This is a genomic window from Pedobacter boryungensis (genome assembly GCF_013204825.1).
Lineage (GTDB): Bacteria > Bacteroidota > Bacteroidia > Sphingobacteriales > Sphingobacteriaceae > Pedobacter > Pedobacter boryungensis.
Genome location: NZ_JABMKV010000002.1, coordinates 547,845 through 568,260, shown reverse-complemented (window position 1 = coordinate 568,260; position 20,416 = coordinate 547,845). Strand labels below are relative to the sequence as shown.

The window sequence follows — 20,416 nt, the reverse complement described above, 5'->3', positions numbered from 1 at the left end:
CTATATTCCAGTCGCAAATCTTTTCCTTCGAATGGATACAACTAATTAAACTAAATTTGTTGTTTTGCTTTAATTGCTAAATATCTGTTCACCACATTAACTGTTAATTTTTGAGGTGGAGTTAGCAAACTTAAAATACCATGCTTGGTTAATTCTTTAACCATTAATTTCTTTTCGAAAGCAAATTTTTCTGCAATGGTTTTAATGTAAATACCCTCTATATCTTGTGCAGGTTCTTCACTTAATGATTTCAATGTTGTATTCTCAAAAAATACCACTAACAACAAATGAAATTTAGCAATGCGTTTTAAAAAGGGCAATTGTCTTTCTAGTGCCGACATGCTTTCGAAATTGGTAAAAAAAACGACTAGACTACGTTGTTTCAAAACTGCCCTAACACTAATATACAAAGCCTCCATATCGGTTTCCAGATAGCGAGTTTTCTCTTTATACAACACCTCCATAATTTTGTTTAGCTGTGTTGGTCGGCGATCTGCGGGCACTAAACTACCTGTTTTTTCCGCAATGGTAATTAGCCCAGCTTTATCTTGTTTTACTAAAGCTACATTACTTAAAATTAAGCTGGCGTTAATGGCGTAGTCGAGTAAGCTTAACCCTTCAAAAGGCATTTTCATTGCTCTCGACTTATCAATTACGCAATAAATATGTTGTGCTTTTTCATCTGTAAAAGAGTTTACCATTAAATCTCCTTTGCGAGCTGTAGCTTTCCAGTTTACGGTTCTGTAATCATCACCAGCAACATAATTTTTAACTTGATCAAACTCCATACTATGACCAATTCTCCTCATTTTCTTTATCCCAATATCGGTTAAACGATTTGAAACAGCCATTAATTCATATTGCCTCAACTTTAAAAAAGAAGGATAAACTGGCACCAATTTATCTTCACCAACGTTAAACCGGCGACTAATTAACGCTAAGGGAGATTGAACATATAATCGTGTTAAGCCAAAATTATATTCACCACGTTTAGTTGGCCTTAACGTGTAGGTAATTATTTTTTGCTCTCGCGAAGATAAATCCGCTGTAAACCACAGATCACGTTTTTGGAACTGGAACGGAATTTCATCGATAATTCCTACACTTACTTGAAAAGGATAAAAGTTTTCGATATAGATTTTGAGTTCATTATCATCGCCATTGCTTAATCTTTCTGGCACATCTCTGCGAAGAAAGACTCCTTTATCATTTGCATACAATAAAAAGAGATCTAGCCCAACTAAGATTAATACTATACCAAAAAGGATATAAGGTAAATCGCCTAAAAATGGCATAAAAAAAGAAAATAGAAACAACACTACACATACACCAAGGGCGATGAATAATCGTTTACCTAAAAACAGATCTGTATAATATTTTCTAAAAAAACTTTTCATTTTTTGATTTTCGTCGCATCGACATACTATCTCGGCACTTCTATCTTTTTAATGATCTGAGCAACTACATCTGCCGTAGTTAATCCTTCCATTTCCTTTTCTGGGCTTAGCATAATGCGATGAGCTAACACTGGCGCAGCTACTTTTATAATATCATCTGGCGTTACAAAATCACGCCCAGCCATTGCAGCAATAGCTTTTGCTCCATTTACTATAGCCAAAGATGCTCTTGGAGATGCTCCCAAATACAATGATTTATTGTGTCGAGTTTCATGCGTAATTTGCGCAACGTAAGCCAGCAATTTAGGTTCAACAAATAATGATTTAATTGTTGCTCTTAACGTTTTAATTTGCTCAACCGATAAAACAGCTTTAATTTCTTTTAATTGATCTTCTGTTTTTTGTTGATGTTGGCTAGTTAAAATTTCTATTTCTTCTGCTAAGGAAGGATATTTAACTTCGATTTTAAACAGAAAACGGTCCAACTGAGCTTCTGGCAAACGATATGTACCTTCTTGTTCTATTGGATTTTGAGTTGCCAAAACCATAAAAGGTTCTTCCAACTTATAGGTGTTTCCATCCACCGTAATTTGACGTTCTTCCATTGCTTCGAACAAAGCAGATTGGGTTTTGGCAGGTGCACGATTAATCTCATCTACCAAAATAATATTACCAAAAATAGGCCCTTGCCTAAATTGAAATTCTGCTGTTTTAGGACTAAATACTGCTGTACCTAATACATCCGACGGCATTAAATCTGGCGTAAATTGTATCCTCGAAAATGTTGCCGAAATACATTTCGCTACGAGTTTAGCACTTAAGGTTTTCGCTACCCCTGGTACACCTTCTAACAAAAGATGTCCGTCTGCCAATAAACCTGCAATTAAAAGATCTATTGTATCTTTCTGACCAATAATTACATGGCTTAAAGATTGCCTAATTTGATCTACTGCAGCACTCAATTGGCTTAAATCGGTTCGTTGATTAAACATTTCCTGTTCCATATTTATTGGTCTTGTTTATAAAATTGTTCAATTAATTTATTTAAGCGGATTAGCTGCTGGTCTTTTACCATTTGCCCCGCTTTAAGATATGTTATTTCTTCAAATAGTTCATCGATTATATCTGCTGATACACTAGAAATGTTAATCAGCGATGCTTTAAATTCTTGGTCTAAATCACTAGTTTTTAAACGATACTTTGTTCGGATGTACTCTAATAAATAGTTAACCTTTTTCTCTGCAATGTCTCTATTGTTGCGTTGCTGGTAGTAAACTCTTCCTACTACTTCTACAAATTCTACAGAAGTATTTTTCAAACGTTCTACTACAGGAATAATCCGCTGTCTTCTTTTGATCTCAAATACTATAAAGGCAACTAAACTAAATAACGCAATGTAATACGCCCATCTCAATTCATCGTATTTAAAAAGCACTCTTAAAACTGAGCTGTCCTTTGTGTTTGGCCTAGTAAAATGTTCATCCCAAATTAAAGTCTCGGCCTTTGGCAAATAAGAAAGCGCTTTGGCTGCATAATCTAAACCATCTTCCCTTAATAAGCTATAATTAGTTAATAATTGTGGATTTGGGAGTATAAACAAAGAACCTTTTCCAAACTTATATTGTATGAAATTCGCAAATTCATCTTGCTTTTTGCCTAAAACAATGGCTCTTGTCGAGTCTACTTTTGAAAAATATTGTCCGCTTATTCCTTTATCAAAATAATAATCTAATTCTCTTTTTAAGGATGGATTCACAAAGTTGATTGGATATTTACGTTTATTTTGAAAGTTAAAATCGGAGGTAATTTGCAATTTTAACTTGTCCAATAAAACTCCTTGTATTTGGAAAGCGGCAATAAAAATGTTATTTCCACTTTGCATATACTTTACCATTTCTAGGTAATCCAGTTTATCTACTTTTAAATTTGAGGCAATAATAAAATAATTCGATTGGCCATTTGGCTTTTCTTTTAGGTTATTATAAACTGCAGATTGCACTGTTTTTATAGTGGTATTCGGCAAAATGTCATTAATTCTTTGACGTAAAATGTAAGTTCCAAACGGGATTTTATCTTCGGAAAGATAAGTTGGAGCCCAGTTAGTTGGTTTTGGTTTAAAATATTGGATAACCAAATATCCCACTATTAAAATGCCACCAATCATTAAGTACCTTCTCAACCCACTGTTCATATCATTTTTTGATTAAACTGTAAAAAGGATTGATTAATTGAATCGAAATCTAGTTTATCTATGAAAAATTCACCATACCAAATGTATTCGAATTGATTAGTTAATACATTAAACTCTTGTTTATAATTTTCGTTTTCCAACTCTAAAACATAAGCCTGATTAGTTTTCTCTGGCTGCCAGTTAATGAGTTCTTTATCGCTCAATTTTTTTAATGTTTTTAAATAAAGAAGTCGTACCGCAAGACGATAATTTTTATTTTGTAAAGCGAAATCAATTTGTTCGTCGAAATCAATTTCATGGATATTTTCTAAACTTTCTTCAAATGGCACAGTAACAGTTTTAGATTTCCCTATTAGAAATTTATAATCTATGCCAATTAATTTGATAACCACAAACACAACAATAGCAATTACAACAGCTATTAAAATGTATTTAATAATGCTGCCGGTAATTCCTCCACTGAAAATCTTATTAATTAGACGCCAAAACCATCTCCAAAAACGATCCCATAAGCTTAAACTTTGCGGTGCAACATCATCGTAAATAAATTCCTTTTGCTTACTATACTTTTTAACAGCAGTTTCATCAAATTTCCTTAAATCTATAGTACTGCTATCTGTTTTTAAAACAAAACCTTTTTTAATTACTGGTTTAACAACTGGCTTTTCTACAGCAGTAGCTTGAACAGTATTTGCCCAAATAAAAAAGATAAGAAAAACCAGTATTGAGCGCATTTAATATTCTTCAGGAGTTTCGGCCTGGTTTGAGTTCTGACCCAAACCATCAATTCTATTTAATAAGCCAAGACTTTCTTTTCGTTCTACCAAATTATAATAAATAAACGTTGAACTGATGATTGGAATAATCATAAATATATAAGCAATTTGTTGAAATATTGAAGAAACAAAGGCGTATGTTCTTGTAATGGGCTGCTCAGCATGTGTAAATGCCCCTACTATTGCAATGATAAATGAAGGAATTTGTACAATCAAACTGCAAGCATAAAATATAACATACACCACAAGGATAGTAGCAGCGGTTATCCACCATTCATTTTTTAACAGTTTAAAAGATCGTTCAAATGCGTGAGAAAAATTCCCATTCTCTAAAATCATTACTGCATAAAATAATGTTACTGCTGGGAAAACATATATACCAGGAATTATGCAACATATAAAACATAATCCTAAGAAAATCGACATTAAAACCCCACTACCTAACATTCTAAAAAAGTAATATTTAAAGTAAACCCATACTTCAGCAACAGTAGGTGGTACATTTCCTTTTTCTATATAAAGTGCAACAAAGCTTAAAACTGAAACATACATAGAGGTGTAGCTTAAAATCAAAAAAATGATCATTAAAATATAACTAAAACCCATGTTATACATTTTGGCAAAAGGCCCGCCCGTATAGCCCTCACCTTGTGCTAAATCTACTAGTTGCAACTGAGCAATTATTGCACTTATCATTCCACCCAAAATAAAAATCCCTGTTAACGAGAAAAAAGCTGCCATCAAAGGCTTAAAATTCTGCTTAATGAAGACAAAAGTATCTCCTATAATATCCCCAAATTCTCTTATTTTTTTAAATTCTATTTTATCTTTCATCGTAACTAGTTTGATTGCGTTTATATAGTTGTATTGGATAAATGATTACATACCATACCATAAAAATTAAGGAGCCAGCTAAAATGCTTATGCTTAACCAAATTGGCATTTCGGTATGACGGGTAATAAAGCTTTCGAAAAATGCCGCTAATAAAATGATAGGAATAATGCCTAAAGCTATTTTTGTGGCATCTTTTGCGCTATTTTTAAAAGCAAATAAACGGGTGTGTGTTTTTGGAAAAAGCAATCCGTGCCCTAAAACTAATCCGGCACCGCCTGCAATAATGATGGCTAATATTTCTAAAGTTCCGTGAATCCAGATTACTAAAATAGATTGCGTACCTAAGCCTTTGCTAAAAAAATAATATTCAAATGCACCAAGCATTATGCCGTTTCTGAGTAGAAAAAATACTGGCCCAATAGCTAAAAGTATACCGCTCACAAACATTAATAACGAAACCCAAACGTTGTTTGCGGCAATTTGAAAAAACATTTGAAACTCTCCAGTTTTCTTATAAACCCCAAAAGGATCTCCCTTTGCAATATTTTCATTTGTCATGTTCACATAACTATCTCCCATAATTAAGCGAACAAAACGATCATCGTACTTAGCAGATAGCGCACCAATACTAGCTGCGATAATAAAAAAAATAAAAGAGTAAACTATTTGCTTGCGGTATTGATAAAACAACAAAGGCAATTCATATTTCCAATAGCGAGCAAAACGACCTTTTTCCTCTTTTTTGTTTTTATAAATAGCTTGATGTAAAACGGATGCAATACCGTTCAAATAGTTTGTTGTTTGAGATTTGGGATAGAAGGTTTTTGCATATGCCAAATCGTTTGTAATATCAATAAAACGATGGGCTAATTCATCGGGGTTATTCGTTTGCAAAACTTCGTAGCTCTTCCATTTATCGGAATTCTGCTTCACAAACAGCGCTTCTCTCATAAAATTAATTTCCCCGGTTAAATTTCTGTTAAAATAAAACAAAATTTTAATTAGTCAATAAAAAATAAAAATCCCTATTATATTTGAGACCATGGAAACCGTAAAAGTAAATACTAGTCAACATATTGATATTGATTATCCCGTTGCCGGTTTAGGTGAACGTTTTGCAGGCTGGTTAATTGACATGGGTTTATTTATTGCCATCTTTTTAATTTTCCTCATCTTATTTTCCATGACAGGGCTATCAGGTTCTGGTTTATTTGATACCATAATGCTTATTATTTATGGAGTTGGCTATGTATTTTATGATTTGCTGTGTGAGGTTTTTATGAATGGCCAAAGCATTGGAAAAAGGTTAGTAAAAATAAAAGTAATCAGTTTAAATGGCGCACAAGCAAGCCTTGGTCAGTATTTTATACGATGGGTTTTTAGAATTGTCGATTTCCCTTTAACATCATGGGTAGGAGGATTAATTTGTGTAGCCGTTACGGAAAATAAGCAGCGTATTGGAGATATTGTTGCGGGTACAACATTAATTAAAACAGTTCCAAGAACACAATTTCAGCATATTGCTTTTCATCCAGTTGCCGAAGAATACAATCCAGTTTTTGACGGTGTAAATCAGATGACAGATCGAGACATAGAACTTGTTCACGAAGTTTTAAATACATATTACAAAACTCGAAACCACGATTTAATTTATCACATGGCGGCCAAAGTTTCTGCTCATTTAGGCATAACTGTACCTAGCGGGATGAATGAATTGGAATTTTTAAGTACCGTACTAATGGATTATAATCAGCTTACTTCAAGAGCTGTTTAATTATTTAAAATTCGAAGCAATAGCATTCGAGATTTTAACTGCCCATTCGCTATACATTTTCCTAGAGGGATGTAAACCATCAGTAGCTACTAAAGAAGCATCTGTTGCAGCATTTCTAGAACCAGGTGTGATATCGATATATTTAACACTCATTCCTAAAGTTTCTTCTTTACAGATCGCATTAAATGCATCAATTTCTTGCGCAATGGTTGTTGTATTTCTTCCGCTCCCCTTTCCAAAAGGAGTTACACCCCAATCGGGAATAGATACTACAAAAACGTGTTTTTTATTTCCGCCCGCAAAACTGATAGCCGTTTGCAATAACGCTGCAAATTCTTTTCGATAAGTAGTTTGTGAATTTCCCCGGTACTGATTGTTAACACCAATTAATAAAGTAACCACATCATAAGTTCCTGTAATTTTTTCAGCTTTGATAGCAGCTTGAAGTTCATCAGTTGTCCACCCAGTTTTTGCAATAATTTTTGGTGCTCCGAATTTTAGCCCTTGTTCATTTAGTTGTGCAGTAACTTGATAAGGGAAACTTTCTTTTTGCGAAACAGCTTCACCAATGGTATAAGAATCGCCTAAGGCTAGGTAATTTAAGGACGAATTATTCGTAGGAGTTGGATTTTGTATCATTGCCGTTTCTGCAGTTTTATTACAGGCCAATAATAAACATAAAGACAGGAAACCAAAGCTAAATTTCATCTTTTAATTTACGGAAATTTTTAGAATTGGGATTTTAATCGATTAAATTAATTCCATTTTAAATAAATTGGCAATATGGTTTTTAAGCTTTTCTTTCACTTCTTCCATCTCTAATTTTCTACCTAGCTCTCTCTCCAAAGAAGTAACATCTTTATCATCTATCCCGCAAGGAACAATATTTTTGAAATAAGCCAAATCTGTATTTACATTAAACGCAAAACCATGCATGGTTACCCATCTACTGCAGCGCACACCTAAGGCACAAATTTTTCGAGCCTTTTCATTATCAGCATCTAACCAAACTCCTGTATAACCAGGATAGCGACCTGCTGTAATTCCGTAATCGGCAAGCGTTAAAATTACCGCTTCTTCTAGTGTTCTGAGATATAAATGGATATCTGTAAAAAAATTATCCAAATCTAAAATCGGATAACCTACAATTTGACCTGGACCATGATAAGTAATATCACCTCCACGATTAATTTTATAATAAGTTGCTTGTTTATTTTTTAAATCGTCTTCATCCAATAATAAATTTTCTGGATGTCCGCTTTTACCTAAAGTATATACATGTGGGTGCTCGCAAAAAACAAGGTAATTTGGTGTTTCAATTTCAGTATTTTCAGTTCTGTTTTTCCCTTTTAAAGCGACTGTTTTTTCAAAAATCTCTTCTTGTTTTGTCCAAGCATTTTGATAATCAGTTAAACCCCAATCTATATATTTAACTTTTTTGTTCATTTTAATTTATTAAGCAACTACATATCCTAACATGTAACCATCTTTCGTTTTAAAGTAGTTTACAGTTAATTCTCTAGTTCCGTTTGGCAACTCTACAAGTACTTGCAATGAACCTTCATCTTTCAATTTAAAAGGCTTTATATGGATATGTTGTTTAAACTCTAAGCCTTTCTTTCCATGCCATTTGTAAATGGCTTCTTTGGCGCACCAAGCTACATACAAACCACAAGTGTTATCTCCAATTTGTTTTTGTGCAAGCTCTACATCAGATAAAAATTTATGCTTAATGCTCTTGATTTTCATTTTAATCAATTCAATATCAACACCAACCTGTTTTTCTTTACTAATAATAACCGCAGCATAATCATACGAATGACTTAAGGAAATAAAAGCTTCAGAATTAACGAGGTAAGGTTTGCCATGATCATCCATTTGGCAATCTATGTAATCTGCTGTGTTAAGCATGGTCCGCAGCAATAAACGTGTACTTAACCAATGTAATGCTCTTTTTCCATTACTTAAAGAAGCAATGACATCTAGTTCATGTTGTTTAAGTTGCAAACCAGAGAGCAACTGTTCTTCAGTTTCCTCAATCTTCCATACTGCAAGTACGGTTTGATCATCAATTCTTTTATTAAAAACTACTGGCATCTCTTATTTAGAAAATCAATGCAAAAGTATCTTAAATTAATCATAATTTAGTCCAAAATACTTCATAAAATGATCCTCTCAGATAAACGCATACTAGAAGAAATTGATAAAGGCACCATCATCATAGAACCTTTTAATTTAAATTGCCTCGGCACCAATTCTTACGATGTGCATTTAGGCAAGTATTTGGCTACGTATAAAGATCGCGTTTTAGACGCTAAAGCCCACAATAAAATAGACCATTTCGAAATACCAAAAGAAGGTTTTGTATTACAACCTGGCACTTTATACTTAGGCGTAACTTTAGAATATACTGAAACTCATGCTCATGTTCCATTTTTAGAAGGTAAAAGTAGTACGGGTCGTTTGGGTATAGATATACATGCTACAGCTGGCAAAGGCGATGTTGGTTTTTGCAACACTTGGACTTTAGAAATTTCTTGCGCCCAACCTGTTCGTATTTATGCAGGTATGCCAATTGGTCAACTTATTTATTTTTTGGTTGATGGCAGTATAGAGAATATGTACAACACTAAAAATGATGCTAAATACAATAATAAAACCACTAAACCTGTAGAAAGCATGATGTGGAAAAACACATTTTAGGTTATCAACTAAATTTTTAATTACATATTTTAATAAAGCCTTAGGTTTTTGTAACTTAAGGCTTTATTTATCTACACTATGAAACAAAAACTTATCATCTTAGCTATTACGCTACTTTCATTATTCAGTTTTTCTGCCTTTATCACAGACGATGATCCATTTACTGACCTGCTTAAAAAGCTGGAAGAATTCACTAAAAAGTTTCCTCAAGAAAAAGTTTACCTACATCTCGATAAACCTTATTATGCCATAGGTGATGATATATGGTTTAAAGCATATGTTGTTGATAGTAAAACTGCTCTTCCCTCAACCCTTAGCAGTATTTTATATGTGGAATTAATTAATGAGAAAGATTCTGTAAAAAGACAAATCAAATTACCCTTGCAAAGCGGGATTTCATGGGGCGATTTTAAATTGACAGATTCTTTAGGAGAGGGAAATTATAGAATTAGAGCGTACACCCAATGGATGAGAAATGCAGGCCCAGAATTCTTCTTTGATAAAACCATTAAAATTGGTAATAGTTGGGCTAATAAGGTTTTCACTAAAACTAGCAATCAATATAGTACCGAAAACAATACCGAAAAAGTAAACAGTACAATTCAATTTACAGACCATGATGGCAAACCGTATGCAAATAGTTTAGTGAGCTATGAGGTGCAATTAAATTCTAGAAATATTGCCAAAGGAAAGGCAACGACTAATGAAAATGGAGAAATTAACATACCTATTGTAAATAATCAGCCTAATTTATATAAATCTGGTAAAATTACTGCAACTATTACAATGGCTGATAAACAAACTGTTGTGAAAACTATCCCCATTAAATCCACCTCAACTGATGTTGATATTCAGTTTTTTCCAGAAGGAGGAAATTTAGTGGACGGCTTGCCAAGCAAAGTTGCTATCAAATCGATTAATGCAAATGGATTAGGAGAAAATGTCAGTGGCAGAATTTTAGATAACGAGAACAATGAAATTCTAAAATTTGAAACCGCTTATTTAGGCATGGGATCTTTTATCTTAAATCCTCTTGCAGGCAAAACCTATACGGCAAAAATAAAACTTGCTAACGGATCTGAAAAAACGATTGCCTTACCCAAAGCACAAACTAGTGGTTATGTACTTTCTGTGAATAATACAGACAGTGTTAAAATGAGTATCAAGGTCATGTTAACTACTGATTTAATGAATAAAGGCGACCTTAGATTGGTAGGTCAACACAATGGTGATGTATATTTTGTGACGAAGCTTTCCACAGAAAAACAATTAATTTCAGTAAGTGTACCTAAATTAGAATTTCCATCTGGTCTTGTACAACTTACCTTATTTTCTGCTGATAATTTGCCAATTGCAGAACGTTTAGCTTTTATCAATAATTCTCATGATAAAATTGACATAAATGTTGAGAATTTAAAACCAACCTATAGTAAAAGAGGGAATGTAGATTTAACTTTAACTACAACCAATAATGCAAAACCAATACAGGGAAGTTTCTCGGTAGCCATCACAAATACAGCGGCAGTTGCTCCAGATTTAGAGAATGAGAGTAACATTTTAACTAACCTTTTACTAACATCAGATTTAACTGGATATGTAGAAAAACCAAATCATTATTTCTTAAAAAATGATTTAAAAACTCGCAATGAATTAGATAATCTGTTACTTACACAAGGTTGGAGAAAAATAAATTGGAAAAATATTATTAATAATCAATTTCCAGCAATAACTTATCAACCAGAAAAACACCTTAAAATAAGTGGTAAAATTACCAAAGGAGGTAAACCAGTAGCTAAGGGGAAAGTTGTTCTATTTTCTAATACGAACGGTTTCTTTGTTATTGATACCCTAAGTGATACAAATGGGCGCTTTAGTTTTGATCAAATTGATTTTACAGAGAATATTAAATTTGTTGTGCAAGCTCGAACTGATAAAAACAACAAAAACACACAAATAGACCTAGACATCGTACCTGATCAAGTAGTTACTATAAATAAAAACACAGGTGATGTTGAGGTGAATGTGAATGAAACTCTAATGCCTTATTTAGCACAAAGCACTAAATATTTTGATGAGCAAACTAAAAGAGGTTTTCTAAATAAAACAATCACGCTTAAAACAGTTAACATTGTTGAAAAGAAAAATCCTGCACCAAACTCCTCAAATTTAAATGGCGCTGGTCGTGCAGATTTTGTAGCGACAGCAAAAGATTTAGAAACCGCTTTCTCTCTTTCTATGTATTTACAAGGAAGAGTTGCAGGTATTATGATCCGTGATGGCAAAGCTTATTCTACACGTGCAAATGGAGGTGCCATGAGCATAGTTTTAGATGGAATTAATATGGGGAGCGATTTCTCATTAGATGACATTATTGTACAAGATGTAGAAAGTATTGAAGTTTTAAAAAGTATTGGCAATACTGCAATTTATGGTAGTGGTGGTGCTAGTGGTGTAATTGTAGTTACTACTAAAAGAGGTGCTGGAACCGAAGGTAATTACGCTAGGTATTCGCCAGGAATAGTTACTTATGCTCCGAAAGGATATTATCAAGTAAGGCAATTCTATTCACCGAAGTACGAAGCAACTCCAGATCCTAAACCAGATTTTAGATCGACTGTATATTGGAACCCACATTTAGTATCTGATCCTACTGGAAAAGCAAAACTAAATTATTACAATACAGACCAATCTGGAACTTATAGAATTGTAATAGAAGGAATAGATTCTAATGGCAATCTGGCCAGAAAAGTCTATACTTACGAAGTAAAATAACCAACCCTTATGAAAACAATTGAAGTCACCATAAAAGATCGTTTAGCTATTATTACTCTGAACAGACCTAAATCAAATTCCTTAAATAGGGAAATGGTTGTGGAATTAACTGATATGCTTACCAATATAGAAAGCGATGCTAATATTGGTGGCGCCATAATTACTGGTAAAGAGCATTTCTTTTCGGCAGGTTTAGATTTAATAGAACTATACAATTATAACGAAGAGGAAGCTAAAAGTTTCTGGCATCTATTTTTAAATTTCGTTTCCAAAATTACTTCTTTTAATAAGCCTTTAGTGGCGGCTATAAATGGTCATAGTCCTGCTGGTGGTTGTGTAATTGCTTTAGCTTGTGATGCTCGTGTAATGGCCGAAGGGAAATATATTATAGGTTTAAATGAAGTTCCTGTAGGGATTATAGTCCCGCATAGCATTTTTAATTTATATTCATTTTGGCTGGGTAAAGCTGATGCCACTCGAAGTTTATTAGAAGGTAAACTCTTTAACCCTGAAGAGGCATTGGCTATTGGTTTGGTAGATGAATTGGTAAAACCTGAAAGTATATTGACCGCAGCAGAGCGTAGCGTTAGAAAATATATGAGCTTTGAAAGGAACACTTGGTCGCAAAGTAAATTAAATATTAGAAGGGAATTGATAGCAAGCACTAGCGCCGATCAAAGTGCAGATTTAGAGGTTATGTTGAAGCAATGGTGGTCGCCAAATACTAGAGCTATTTTAAAAACCATACTTGATAGTTTACAAAAGAAATCTTAACGGTTTGCTGTTAGCAAATTTCAATCACTCAAAATTCAATCATTCAAAATTCTCTCCTTAAATTATGTACAACGAACCGATGTTAAAAGACGATGCGCTTAAAGGCAAAACCATAGTGGTAACTGGTGGTGGTACTGGATTAGGTCGTGCTATGGGAACTTACTTCTTAAAGTTGGGCGCCAATTTGGTAATTACTAGTCGAAAGTTAGACGTATTACAAAAGACTGCTGATGAAATGGCTGCAGAAACAGGCGGTCAGGTTTTAGCGGTGCAGTGCGATGTGAGAGATTATGAACAGGTTGAAGCTGTATTGGCACAAACCATCCAAAAGTTTGGTAAGGTTGATGGATTACTGAACAATGCTGCAGGTAATTTTATTTCTCCAACTGAAAGGTTATCAGCTAATGCTTTTTCCAGTATTATAGATATTGTTTTAAAAGGTACGGTAAACTGCACCTTAGCTTTTGGGAAACATTGGATTGCAGCTAAACAACCTGCGAGCATTTTAAATATTGTAACTACTTATGCTTTTACGGGTTCGGCTTATGTTGTTCCGTCTGCTTGTGCTAAGGGTGGCGTACTTGCACTAACCAGATCTTTAGCTGTAGAATGGGGTAAATATGGTATTCGTACAAATGCCATCGCCCCTGGGCCTTTTCCTACTAAGGGTGCTTGGGATAGATTGTTGCCGGGAGATTTAGCTGAAAAATTCGATTTTAAAAAGCGTGTGCCTTTAAAAAGAGTGGGCGAAAACCAAGAGTTAGCCAATTTAGCTGCTTTTTTAATTAGTGATTTTGCTGGTTATATTAATGGCGAAGTGATTACTATTGATGGTGGTGAATGGTTGCAAGGTGCTGGACAGATGAATGGTTTAGAAGCTATCCCATCTGAAATGTGGGATATGTTGGAGCAAATGACTAGATCTGCTAAAGGGAGCTAAAGAATTGACATAAATACTATTCAAATGAAATCTTTATTCAATACCGACGATCGTGAAGAAATTATCAATCGCATTCAATCTATTACAGCAACTAGCGAAAAGCAATGGGGTAAAATGTCTGCATCACAAATGTTGTTGCATGCCCAAGCACCTATTAAAGTAGGAATTGGCGAATTGAAATTGAATAGCAATTTGATTTTTATGATTTTAGGACCAATCATTAAAAAGAAATTAATGAAGGAAGAACCTTTTGAGCATAACTTACCAACTCATAAAAGTTTTATTGTTGGTTTTGACCCAAATTTGGATGCCGAAAAGGAAAACCTCATTAATTTAATTCATAAGTTCAATGCTCAAAAAGATAATCTTGCAATTAAACATCCGATTTTTGGCAAAATGAGTACGCAGCAGTGGGATGTTTTGCTATGGAAACATACAGATCATCACTTGCGTCAGTTTGGGGTTTAAACTTTAAATATTACCTCTGTAGCTCCAAATCCAAATTTTTCTTTACGTGCATCCATAAAGGTTTTTACTTGTGGATGTTTGCTAATTGTTTTATGAATGTGGTGTCTTAATGTGCCGTTGCCTACACCATGAATAAATATTATTGATGGCATTTGGTGCACAATTGCGGCATCGAGCATTTGCTGAAAATAGGCTAATTGAATATCAATAATTTCTGATTGGCTTAAGAACAGATGATCGTTTCTTAGTTTTTCGATGTGTAAATCTATTTCGGTTGCTGGCTTTAAAACTTTTGGTTTTTCGTTTTCTCCTCTGAACAAACTTTCTTTTAGTTTTTGCGCATCAATTAAGGGTACGGGTTCGTCTAATTGTATCAGCCATGCGTATTTATTTATTTCTGGAACTTGTTTTTTGCTTCCACTAAAGTCTTTTGCTTTAAACTTTTTGGTTAGGTTTAGGGGTGCGATGGGTTTTAGGTTTGCCGTGGTAAAATACAGTGCTTGGAAGATGAACTCTGGCCAAATTTCTAAATCGCTAAGGTTGGCGCTGTAAATTTGTGTGTTTGTTTTTGCTTGTATTACGCTAGCAAATTCTCCTTTATATATTCCTTTTTTATCGGTTTTTAAACTTAATAAGAGTTGGTAAGAGGTATTGTTGATGAGGGTGAAATGTACGACTGAGTTTGCTTTTGAATCTTCTGCCACAGCAAGGAAAATTCCATTTTCTTTAAATTCATCATCAACAATTATTGCTTGTTTATTTGTGTTTTGCGCTGTTGGGGCAGAAGTGTGTCCATGCACATGGGTTAGGTTTGAGATTGCAACTGGAATTTCAAATCCATCGGTATCTGTTACGCCTAATGTTTGAGCATCGATAACTCGTGTTACGTATCCTTCTCTCTTTTCGTCTACAAAACGAACAAAATCACCTAGTTTAAACATAGTAGTTAGTATTTAGATATGAAACTTTTAAAAGCCTCCCCTTTGGGGAGGTTGGTGGGGCCTTACCATCTAATTAAAGCGCTTGCCCATGTAAAGCCAGAGCCGAAAGCGGCTAGGCAAACTAAGTCGCCTTCTTTAATTTTTCCTGCTTCCCATGCTTCGCATAGTGCAATTGGCACTGATGCAGCGGTGGTATTGCCGTATTTTTGAATGTTATTAAATACTTTATCGTCGGTTAAGCCCAAAAGCTGTTGCACATATTGGCTAATGCGCAGGTTGGCTTGGTGTGGCACTAATAAATCGATATCTTTTTCGCTTAAATTGTTTGCTTTGAGGGCCTCTTTAATCACTTCTGGAAATTTAACAACTGCTTTTTTAAATACTGCGGGTCCATCCATGTAAGGTAATGCTGCTCCACTTTCTAATTGTTCTGTTGTCATAAATAAACCGCCCAATTCTTGATCGGGATAAGCGGGTTTATTTTTCATCCATTTATTGGCATGTGCACCTGGATAGAACATAGCTAAGATTTCTGCATCTGCGCCATCGCTATGCAAATGTGTGCTTAAAATTCCTTGTCCTTCTTTTTGTGCAGGTTGTAATACCACAGCTCCTGCTCCATCGCCAAATATTACAGAAACGTTTCGGCTACGGGTTTCGAAATCCATTGCAAAGGAATGTTTTTCACTACCTACTACTAAGATGTTTTTGTACATGCCTGTTTTGATAAACTGATCTGCAACAGATAGGGCATATATAAAACCTGAACATTGATTGCGAATATCTAATGCGCCGACTTCTTTCATTTTCATTTCGCGTTGTAATAATACGCCGCAACCTGGAAAATAATAATCTGGACTAAGTGTAGCGAAAATAATGAAGTCAACATCTTGAGCAGTAATACCTGCTCTTTCTATTGCAATTTTTGCCGCTTCTACACCCATTGTGGTGGTGGTTTCTTCTAATCTATCTGCAAAGCGGCGCTCTTTTATACCGGTACGTTCTTGAATCCACTCATCATTGGTATCCATAAAGCGAGATAAATCGGTATTTGTATATACGTTTTTAGGCACATAATAACCGATGCCGGCGATTTTTGAACTTTGCATACAATTTGGTTTGAGGAACAAATATAGTGATTAGTACCTAGTGGTTGGTATAATGATACTTGGCTTATTGCATGATGATTATGTACATTATACGGAATACTTGCTACTTTTACTTATTTTTGTACCATGTCGACAGAAACAAAGGAAGAAACATTTACATTAGAAGAGATTCTTACCTCTTTAAAAACAGTTCATCGTTTAATTTTATGGAACGATGATGTAAATACCTTTGAACATGTAATTTGGTGTATGATGAAATACTTAGATTACAGCGAAACGCAAGGTGAAAAGATTGCTTGGGAAGTACACAATAAAGGCAAGTGTGCAGTACTTGAGGGTTCTTTTATCGAAATGGAGGTTTACCGTAAAATTTTACAGCAGGAAGGGTTAACTGTTTCTGTAGATTAATTTTAGTTTAAAATATTTTAAGCTAATTGCCTTAATAATTCTGTTAATTCTGCTTGTATGGCTTGAGTTTTATCTTTTGCATACCACCCATGTAATTGCTCGGCAATTAAACCCATATCATCGCTTTCTTCTTTCCATTGTTTTAGTAGTTTTTGTAGGACTTGGGGTCTTGGTCCCCACTTTGGTAAGATGGGATTTTTGTTTTCATCTAATATTAACAAAACCGGAATCGCTCTTCCACCATTAGTGAGATAATTATCTATTAATTCTAGGTTTTCATCTCTCAAAACAATTTTCATTTGAAATTTTCCCTTTGACTCTTCTACAATTTTATTAATTACTGGCAATATTTGAGCTGCATCGCCACACCAACCTTCGCTTATTACCAAGAAATTGTAGTTGCTTTTTATATTAGATATTGTCGCAGATAAATCTTGTGTTAAAATTGTAGATTTCTCAATGCGGTTCATCCGATGATCGTTCATTTTGGTGTAATGCAACATTTCAGGAGAATGGTCTGTACCTGTTGTTTTATCATCTATCAGAAGTGAATGAACAAATTCACGATAAACCGAGTAAGTCATTCCTTTATCAAAAATAGTACTGTAATTGAGCATAATAGCGCTGTAATAAAATAGTTACTCCTCGTTTTTTAAACCTTCAACTCCGAACTTTGTCTTCCTATAAGGAAAACGAATTTACTAAAGATTAAGAGGAAAATAATAACTCAAAGTTCTATTATTAAAAGTTGTTATTTGTATTTTAACTGTAAATATTATTCGCTTACTAAACTAACTTATTTAACTATTTCATTTAGCTCAATCTTGAAAAGACTGTTACTCTATTTTTTTGCCGCTACGTTACTGAGTTTATTTTCCTTCAGCGCTAAAGCAGCTGAAAATGGTGTGATTAGAGGTAAGGTTATTGAAGAAGTTGGTGCATTGCCTATCCCCTATGCTGTAGTTTCTATTTTTGAATCGGCGGCTGAACAGCCCCTATTAACAATACAAACTGATGAAAATGGTTATTTCAGATTTAACAATCTTAAAACTGGAAACTACAAAGTAAAAGTTAGCTATGTTGGTTTTGCTGCTCTTTTTGTTAATGATATTAGTATCACCGATAAAGATTTTGATAAAAATTTAGGTAATCTAAAATTAAGCAGCGAACAAAGCAATTTAAATGAGGTAGTAATATCGGCTCAAAAACCATTGGTTGAATTTGGTGCAGATGTAATTACGTATAACGTTGGTTCATCTGTTTTAGCGGAAGGAAGTACGGCTACCGATGTACTTAAAAATGTGCCAATGGTACAAGTTGATATTGATGGGAATGCTACTATTTCTGGTAAACGCAGCACACGTGTTTTTATCGATGGCAAACCTTCTGATTACATGACGTCAAACATCGCAGATTTATTAAATGTATTACCTTCTGATGCTATCGAAAAGATTGAGGTGATGACTAATCCTCCCTCTAAATACTCTGGTGATGGGGAAGGTATTTTGAATATTGTGATGAAGAAAGGTTTTAAAGTTGGCTTTAATGGAAATGTTGGCATAACCGCAGGTATACAAGGCAATAAAAACACCAATGCCAATGCATCTTACCGTGGCAAAAACTACAACTTAAATGGTAGTGCTGCTTATCGAGAAAATATTGGCAAAGGAGCTGGCGAAAGTTATCGAACCAACTTTTTTCCAGATACTACTTTTTATTATAATCAATATAATAACAATCGCAATAAGAGTAATGGTGGCAATTTTAGGTTAGGTTTGGATTGGGATATTACACCAAAGCAAAACTTACGACTTTCTACCAATTACAACATTAACAACAGTAATAGTAATTCTGGAAATGATTTTTATTACATAAATGAAGCCTTAGTACCAACGCGTTTGCGTAATCAAGTAAATCTTGGAGATGGTAACAGCAATAATTTTGTGTTTAATGCCGACTATAATTTACAGACAGATACAACTGGTGGTAAACTTACAATGGGCGTTACGCTAAACACAAATGCCAACAACGATTTACGTTCATATAATCGGACTTATGCATTTCCAGTTAATTTGAACCCAAGCTTGCAGCAAAACGATAATGAAATTAGCAATAGTGGGTTGAATTTTAATTTAGATTATGATAAACCTGTATTTAACAAAAGAGATCAGTTAGAATTTGGTATTGCTTATAATTACCGCAAAAATGATAACGATTTATTAGTCCAAAATTTCAATTACCAAACACAAGAACTTGTCACAAATAAAAATTTAACCAACAAATTCTTTTATAACGAAAACATACTTTCTGGTTATGCTTCTTATAATTACCGTAAAAATGGTTGGGGTTTAAAAACAGGTTTAAGAGCAGAATATACTGATGTAAATTTCGATCTTTCTACGGGAACAAGTTACCATGTTAGTCCTTATTTAAGTTTGTTTCCAAATGTATCTTTAAATCACTTTTTTAAAAAGCGTTATAATTTTGGGGCAACGTATAGTGTACGTATCAACAGACCAAGAGAATACGCATTAAATCCGCAGGTAAATAATGCCGACACTTTAAATATTTCTTTTGGTAATCCAGATTTATCACCAGCTTATACGCATCAAATGGATTTTAGCTTCGGTGCTTTTGGAAAGAAATGGTCATTTACTCCACGCATTTCTTATTCTACTAGTCGTGGTGTTATTGAAAGATATCGCACAGTTAAAAAGAATGGTGTTTCAGAAAGTACCTTCGATAATGTTGGAACAAATAACGCTTTAGCATTAATGTTAATTGGCAATTTCAGGCCAACAAACAAAATTTCTGCCAATGGAAACTTTAGCGTAATTCAAAGCAATTACAATTCGAAATTAAACTCGGCTTTAAATAGAGATGGATTAAGTTTAAGGTCATCTTTAGGATTTTCGATGCAATTGCCTTACAAAACTGCATTCGAATCTAACTTAAATTATGCTAATAATATTAATGCTCAAGGGCGAAATAAAGGCTCTATCAATAGTAGTTTTGGCGCTCGAAAATCATTCTTTAAAAACACGCTAAGTGCTCGCATTAGTACTAACGACCCTTTCGGCAGAAAGAATAACAACTCATTTAATTCGGGTACAAATTTTACTTCTCAGAGTTACTCTACTAACAATTCGAGCAACGTTACGTTCAGCTTAAATTATCGTTTTACGAAAGTAAAAGTGAATAAGGTTGTAGTTCCGCCACCACCGTCTACTAAACCATAGTTTTTAGAAAATCCTATAATGGCTTAATATATCGAATTCTCCTAGTTTTCTCCCACATTGCTCCTAGGATGCTCCTACGTTTCTCCTGA

Annotated in this window: 20 protein-coding genes; 8 read left to right on the top strand and 12 right to left on the bottom strand. The window is 34.2% G+C overall.

The window, feature by feature from the left end; all coding sequences use genetic code 11:
• Positions 1-50: 50 nt before the first annotated feature.
• From HQN85_RS09055 to HQN85_RS09030, 6 genes are read right to left on the bottom strand one after another with little or no spacing between them, the layout of a single operon-like run.
• Entirely contained in the window at positions 51-1,397 is a 1,347-nt protein-coding gene (locus HQN85_RS09055; protein WP_173271417.1) for a DUF58 domain-containing protein, read from the bottom strand.
• Between the two features lie 26 nt (positions 1,398-1,423).
• Complete coding sequence (locus tag HQN85_RS09050) at positions 1,424-2,401, bottom strand: AAA family ATPase (protein ID WP_173271415.1); 978 nt, start codon at positions 2,399-2,401, stop codon at positions 1,424-1,426.
• A gap of 2 nt (positions 2,402-2,403) precedes the next feature.
• The gene (locus HQN85_RS09045) at positions 2,404-3,588 is read right to left on the bottom strand and encodes a DUF4350 domain-containing protein (RefSeq protein WP_173271413.1); all 1,185 of its coding nucleotides are present in this window, start codon (positions 3,586-3,588) and stop codon (positions 2,404-2,406) included.
• Positions 3,585-4,322: a hypothetical protein gene (locus tag HQN85_RS09040; protein ID WP_173271411.1), complete on the bottom strand. Its 738-nt coding sequence runs from the start codon at positions 4,320-4,322 to the stop codon at positions 3,585-3,587. Before HQN85_RS09040 ends, HQN85_RS09045 begins: the two co-directional genes overlap by 4 nt.
• The gene (locus HQN85_RS09035; RefSeq protein ID WP_173271409.1) at positions 4,323-5,198 is read right to left on the bottom strand and encodes a hypothetical protein; all 876 of its coding nucleotides are present in this window, start codon (positions 5,196-5,198) and stop codon (positions 4,323-4,325) included.
• Entirely contained in the window at positions 5,188-6,150 is a 963-nt protein-coding gene (locus tag HQN85_RS09030) for a stage II sporulation protein M (RefSeq protein WP_173271407.1), read from the bottom strand. The genes HQN85_RS09035 and HQN85_RS09030 overlap by 11 nt, the downstream gene beginning before the upstream one ends.
• Before the next feature lie 91 nt (positions 6,151-6,241).
• Here HQN85_RS09030 and HQN85_RS09025 point away from each other — a divergent pair, with 91 nt between their 5' ends.
• Positions 6,242-6,973, top strand: coding sequence for an RDD family protein (locus tag HQN85_RS09025; RefSeq protein ID WP_173271405.1), 732 nt, complete (start codon positions 6,242-6,244; stop codon positions 6,971-6,973).
• Here HQN85_RS09025 and HQN85_RS09020 read toward each other — a convergent pair whose 3' ends face one another.
• The 3 genes from HQN85_RS09020 to HQN85_RS09010 are packed head-to-tail and all read right to left on the bottom strand — an operon-like array spanning position 6,974 to position 9,070.
• On the bottom strand, positions 6,974-7,681 hold the full coding sequence (locus tag HQN85_RS09020; protein WP_173271403.1) for an SGNH/GDSL hydrolase family protein: 708 nt from the start codon (positions 7,679-7,681) through the stop codon (positions 6,974-6,976). It lies immediately after the preceding gene.
• Between the two features lie 42 nt (positions 7,682-7,723).
• Positions 7,724-8,419, bottom strand: a complete 696-nt coding sequence (gene lipB / locus HQN85_RS09015; protein WP_173271401.1) for a lipoyl(octanoyl) transferase LipB — start codon at positions 8,417-8,419, stop codon at positions 7,724-7,726.
• A gap of 9 nt (positions 8,420-8,428) precedes the next feature.
• Positions 8,429-9,070 (bottom strand): 4'-phosphopantetheinyl transferase family protein, encoded by a 642-nt coding sequence (locus tag HQN85_RS09010; RefSeq protein ID WP_173271399.1) that lies wholly within the window; start codon positions 9,068-9,070, stop codon positions 8,429-8,431.
• Between the two features lie 69 nt (positions 9,071-9,139).
• Between HQN85_RS09010 and dcd the strand changes: the two genes are divergently transcribed.
• The 5 genes from dcd to HQN85_RS08985 all read left to right on the top strand — a co-directional run bounded on the left by dcd (position 9,140) and on the right by HQN85_RS08985 (position 14,630).
• Positions 9,140-9,676 (top strand): dCTP deaminase, encoded by a 537-nt coding sequence (dcd, locus tag HQN85_RS09005; RefSeq protein WP_173271397.1) that lies wholly within the window; start codon positions 9,140-9,142, stop codon positions 9,674-9,676.
• 78 nt (positions 9,677-9,754) lie between these two features.
• Positions 9,755-12,448, top strand: coding sequence for a TonB-dependent receptor plug domain-containing protein (locus tag HQN85_RS09000; RefSeq protein WP_173271395.1), 2,694 nt, complete (start codon positions 9,755-9,757; stop codon positions 12,446-12,448).
• 9 nt (positions 12,449-12,457) lie between these two features.
• Complete coding sequence (locus HQN85_RS08995; RefSeq protein WP_173271393.1) at positions 12,458-13,222, top strand: enoyl-CoA hydratase/isomerase family protein; 765 nt, start codon at positions 12,458-12,460, stop codon at positions 13,220-13,222.
• Positions 13,223-13,286: 64 nt separating this feature from the next.
• On the top strand, positions 13,287-14,162 hold the full coding sequence (locus HQN85_RS08990) for an SDR family oxidoreductase (RefSeq protein ID WP_173271391.1): 876 nt from the start codon (positions 13,287-13,289) through the stop codon (positions 14,160-14,162).
• 24 nt (positions 14,163-14,186) lie between these two features.
• Positions 14,187-14,630 carry a DUF1569 domain-containing protein gene (locus HQN85_RS08985; protein ID WP_173271389.1) on the top strand — a complete coding sequence of 148 codons (444 nt, stop codon included), beginning with the start codon at positions 14,187-14,189 and terminating at the stop codon, positions 14,628-14,630.
• Here the strand turns inward: HQN85_RS08985 and HQN85_RS08980 are convergent.
• Both HQN85_RS08980 and HQN85_RS08975 read right to left on the bottom strand, forming a co-directional pair.
• Entirely contained in the window at positions 14,627-15,571 is a 945-nt protein-coding gene (locus tag HQN85_RS08980) for a Smr/MutS family protein (RefSeq protein ID WP_173271387.1), read from the bottom strand. The two genes, HQN85_RS08985 and HQN85_RS08980, sit on opposite strands and share 4 nt — an antisense overlap.
• A gap of 62 nt (positions 15,572-15,633) precedes the next feature.
• Positions 15,634-16,680 carry a 3-oxoacyl-ACP synthase III family protein gene (locus tag HQN85_RS08975; RefSeq protein ID WP_173271385.1) on the bottom strand — a complete coding sequence of 349 codons (1,047 nt, stop codon included), beginning with the start codon at positions 16,678-16,680 and terminating at the stop codon, positions 15,634-15,636.
• Between the two features lie 126 nt (positions 16,681-16,806).
• Between HQN85_RS08975 and HQN85_RS08970 the strand changes: the two genes are divergently transcribed.
• The gene (locus HQN85_RS08970) at positions 16,807-17,088 is read left to right on the top strand and encodes an ATP-dependent Clp protease adaptor ClpS (protein WP_173271383.1); all 282 of its coding nucleotides are present in this window, start codon (positions 16,807-16,809) and stop codon (positions 17,086-17,088) included.
• A 17-nt stretch (positions 17,089-17,105) separates the two neighbouring features.
• On the opposite strand, the gene HQN85_RS08965 is transcribed toward HQN85_RS08970, so the two are convergent.
• Complete coding sequence (locus HQN85_RS08965; RefSeq protein WP_173271381.1) at positions 17,106-17,705, bottom strand: thioredoxin family protein; 600 nt, start codon at positions 17,703-17,705, stop codon at positions 17,106-17,108.
• 207 nt (positions 17,706-17,912) lie between these two features.
• Here HQN85_RS08965 and HQN85_RS08960 point away from each other — a divergent pair, with 207 nt between their 5' ends.
• A complete protein-coding gene (locus tag HQN85_RS08960; protein ID WP_173271379.1) occupies positions 17,913-20,327 on the top strand; it encodes an outer membrane beta-barrel protein in 2,415 nt (804 codons plus the stop codon).
• Positions 20,328-20,416 lie beyond the last annotated feature (89 nt).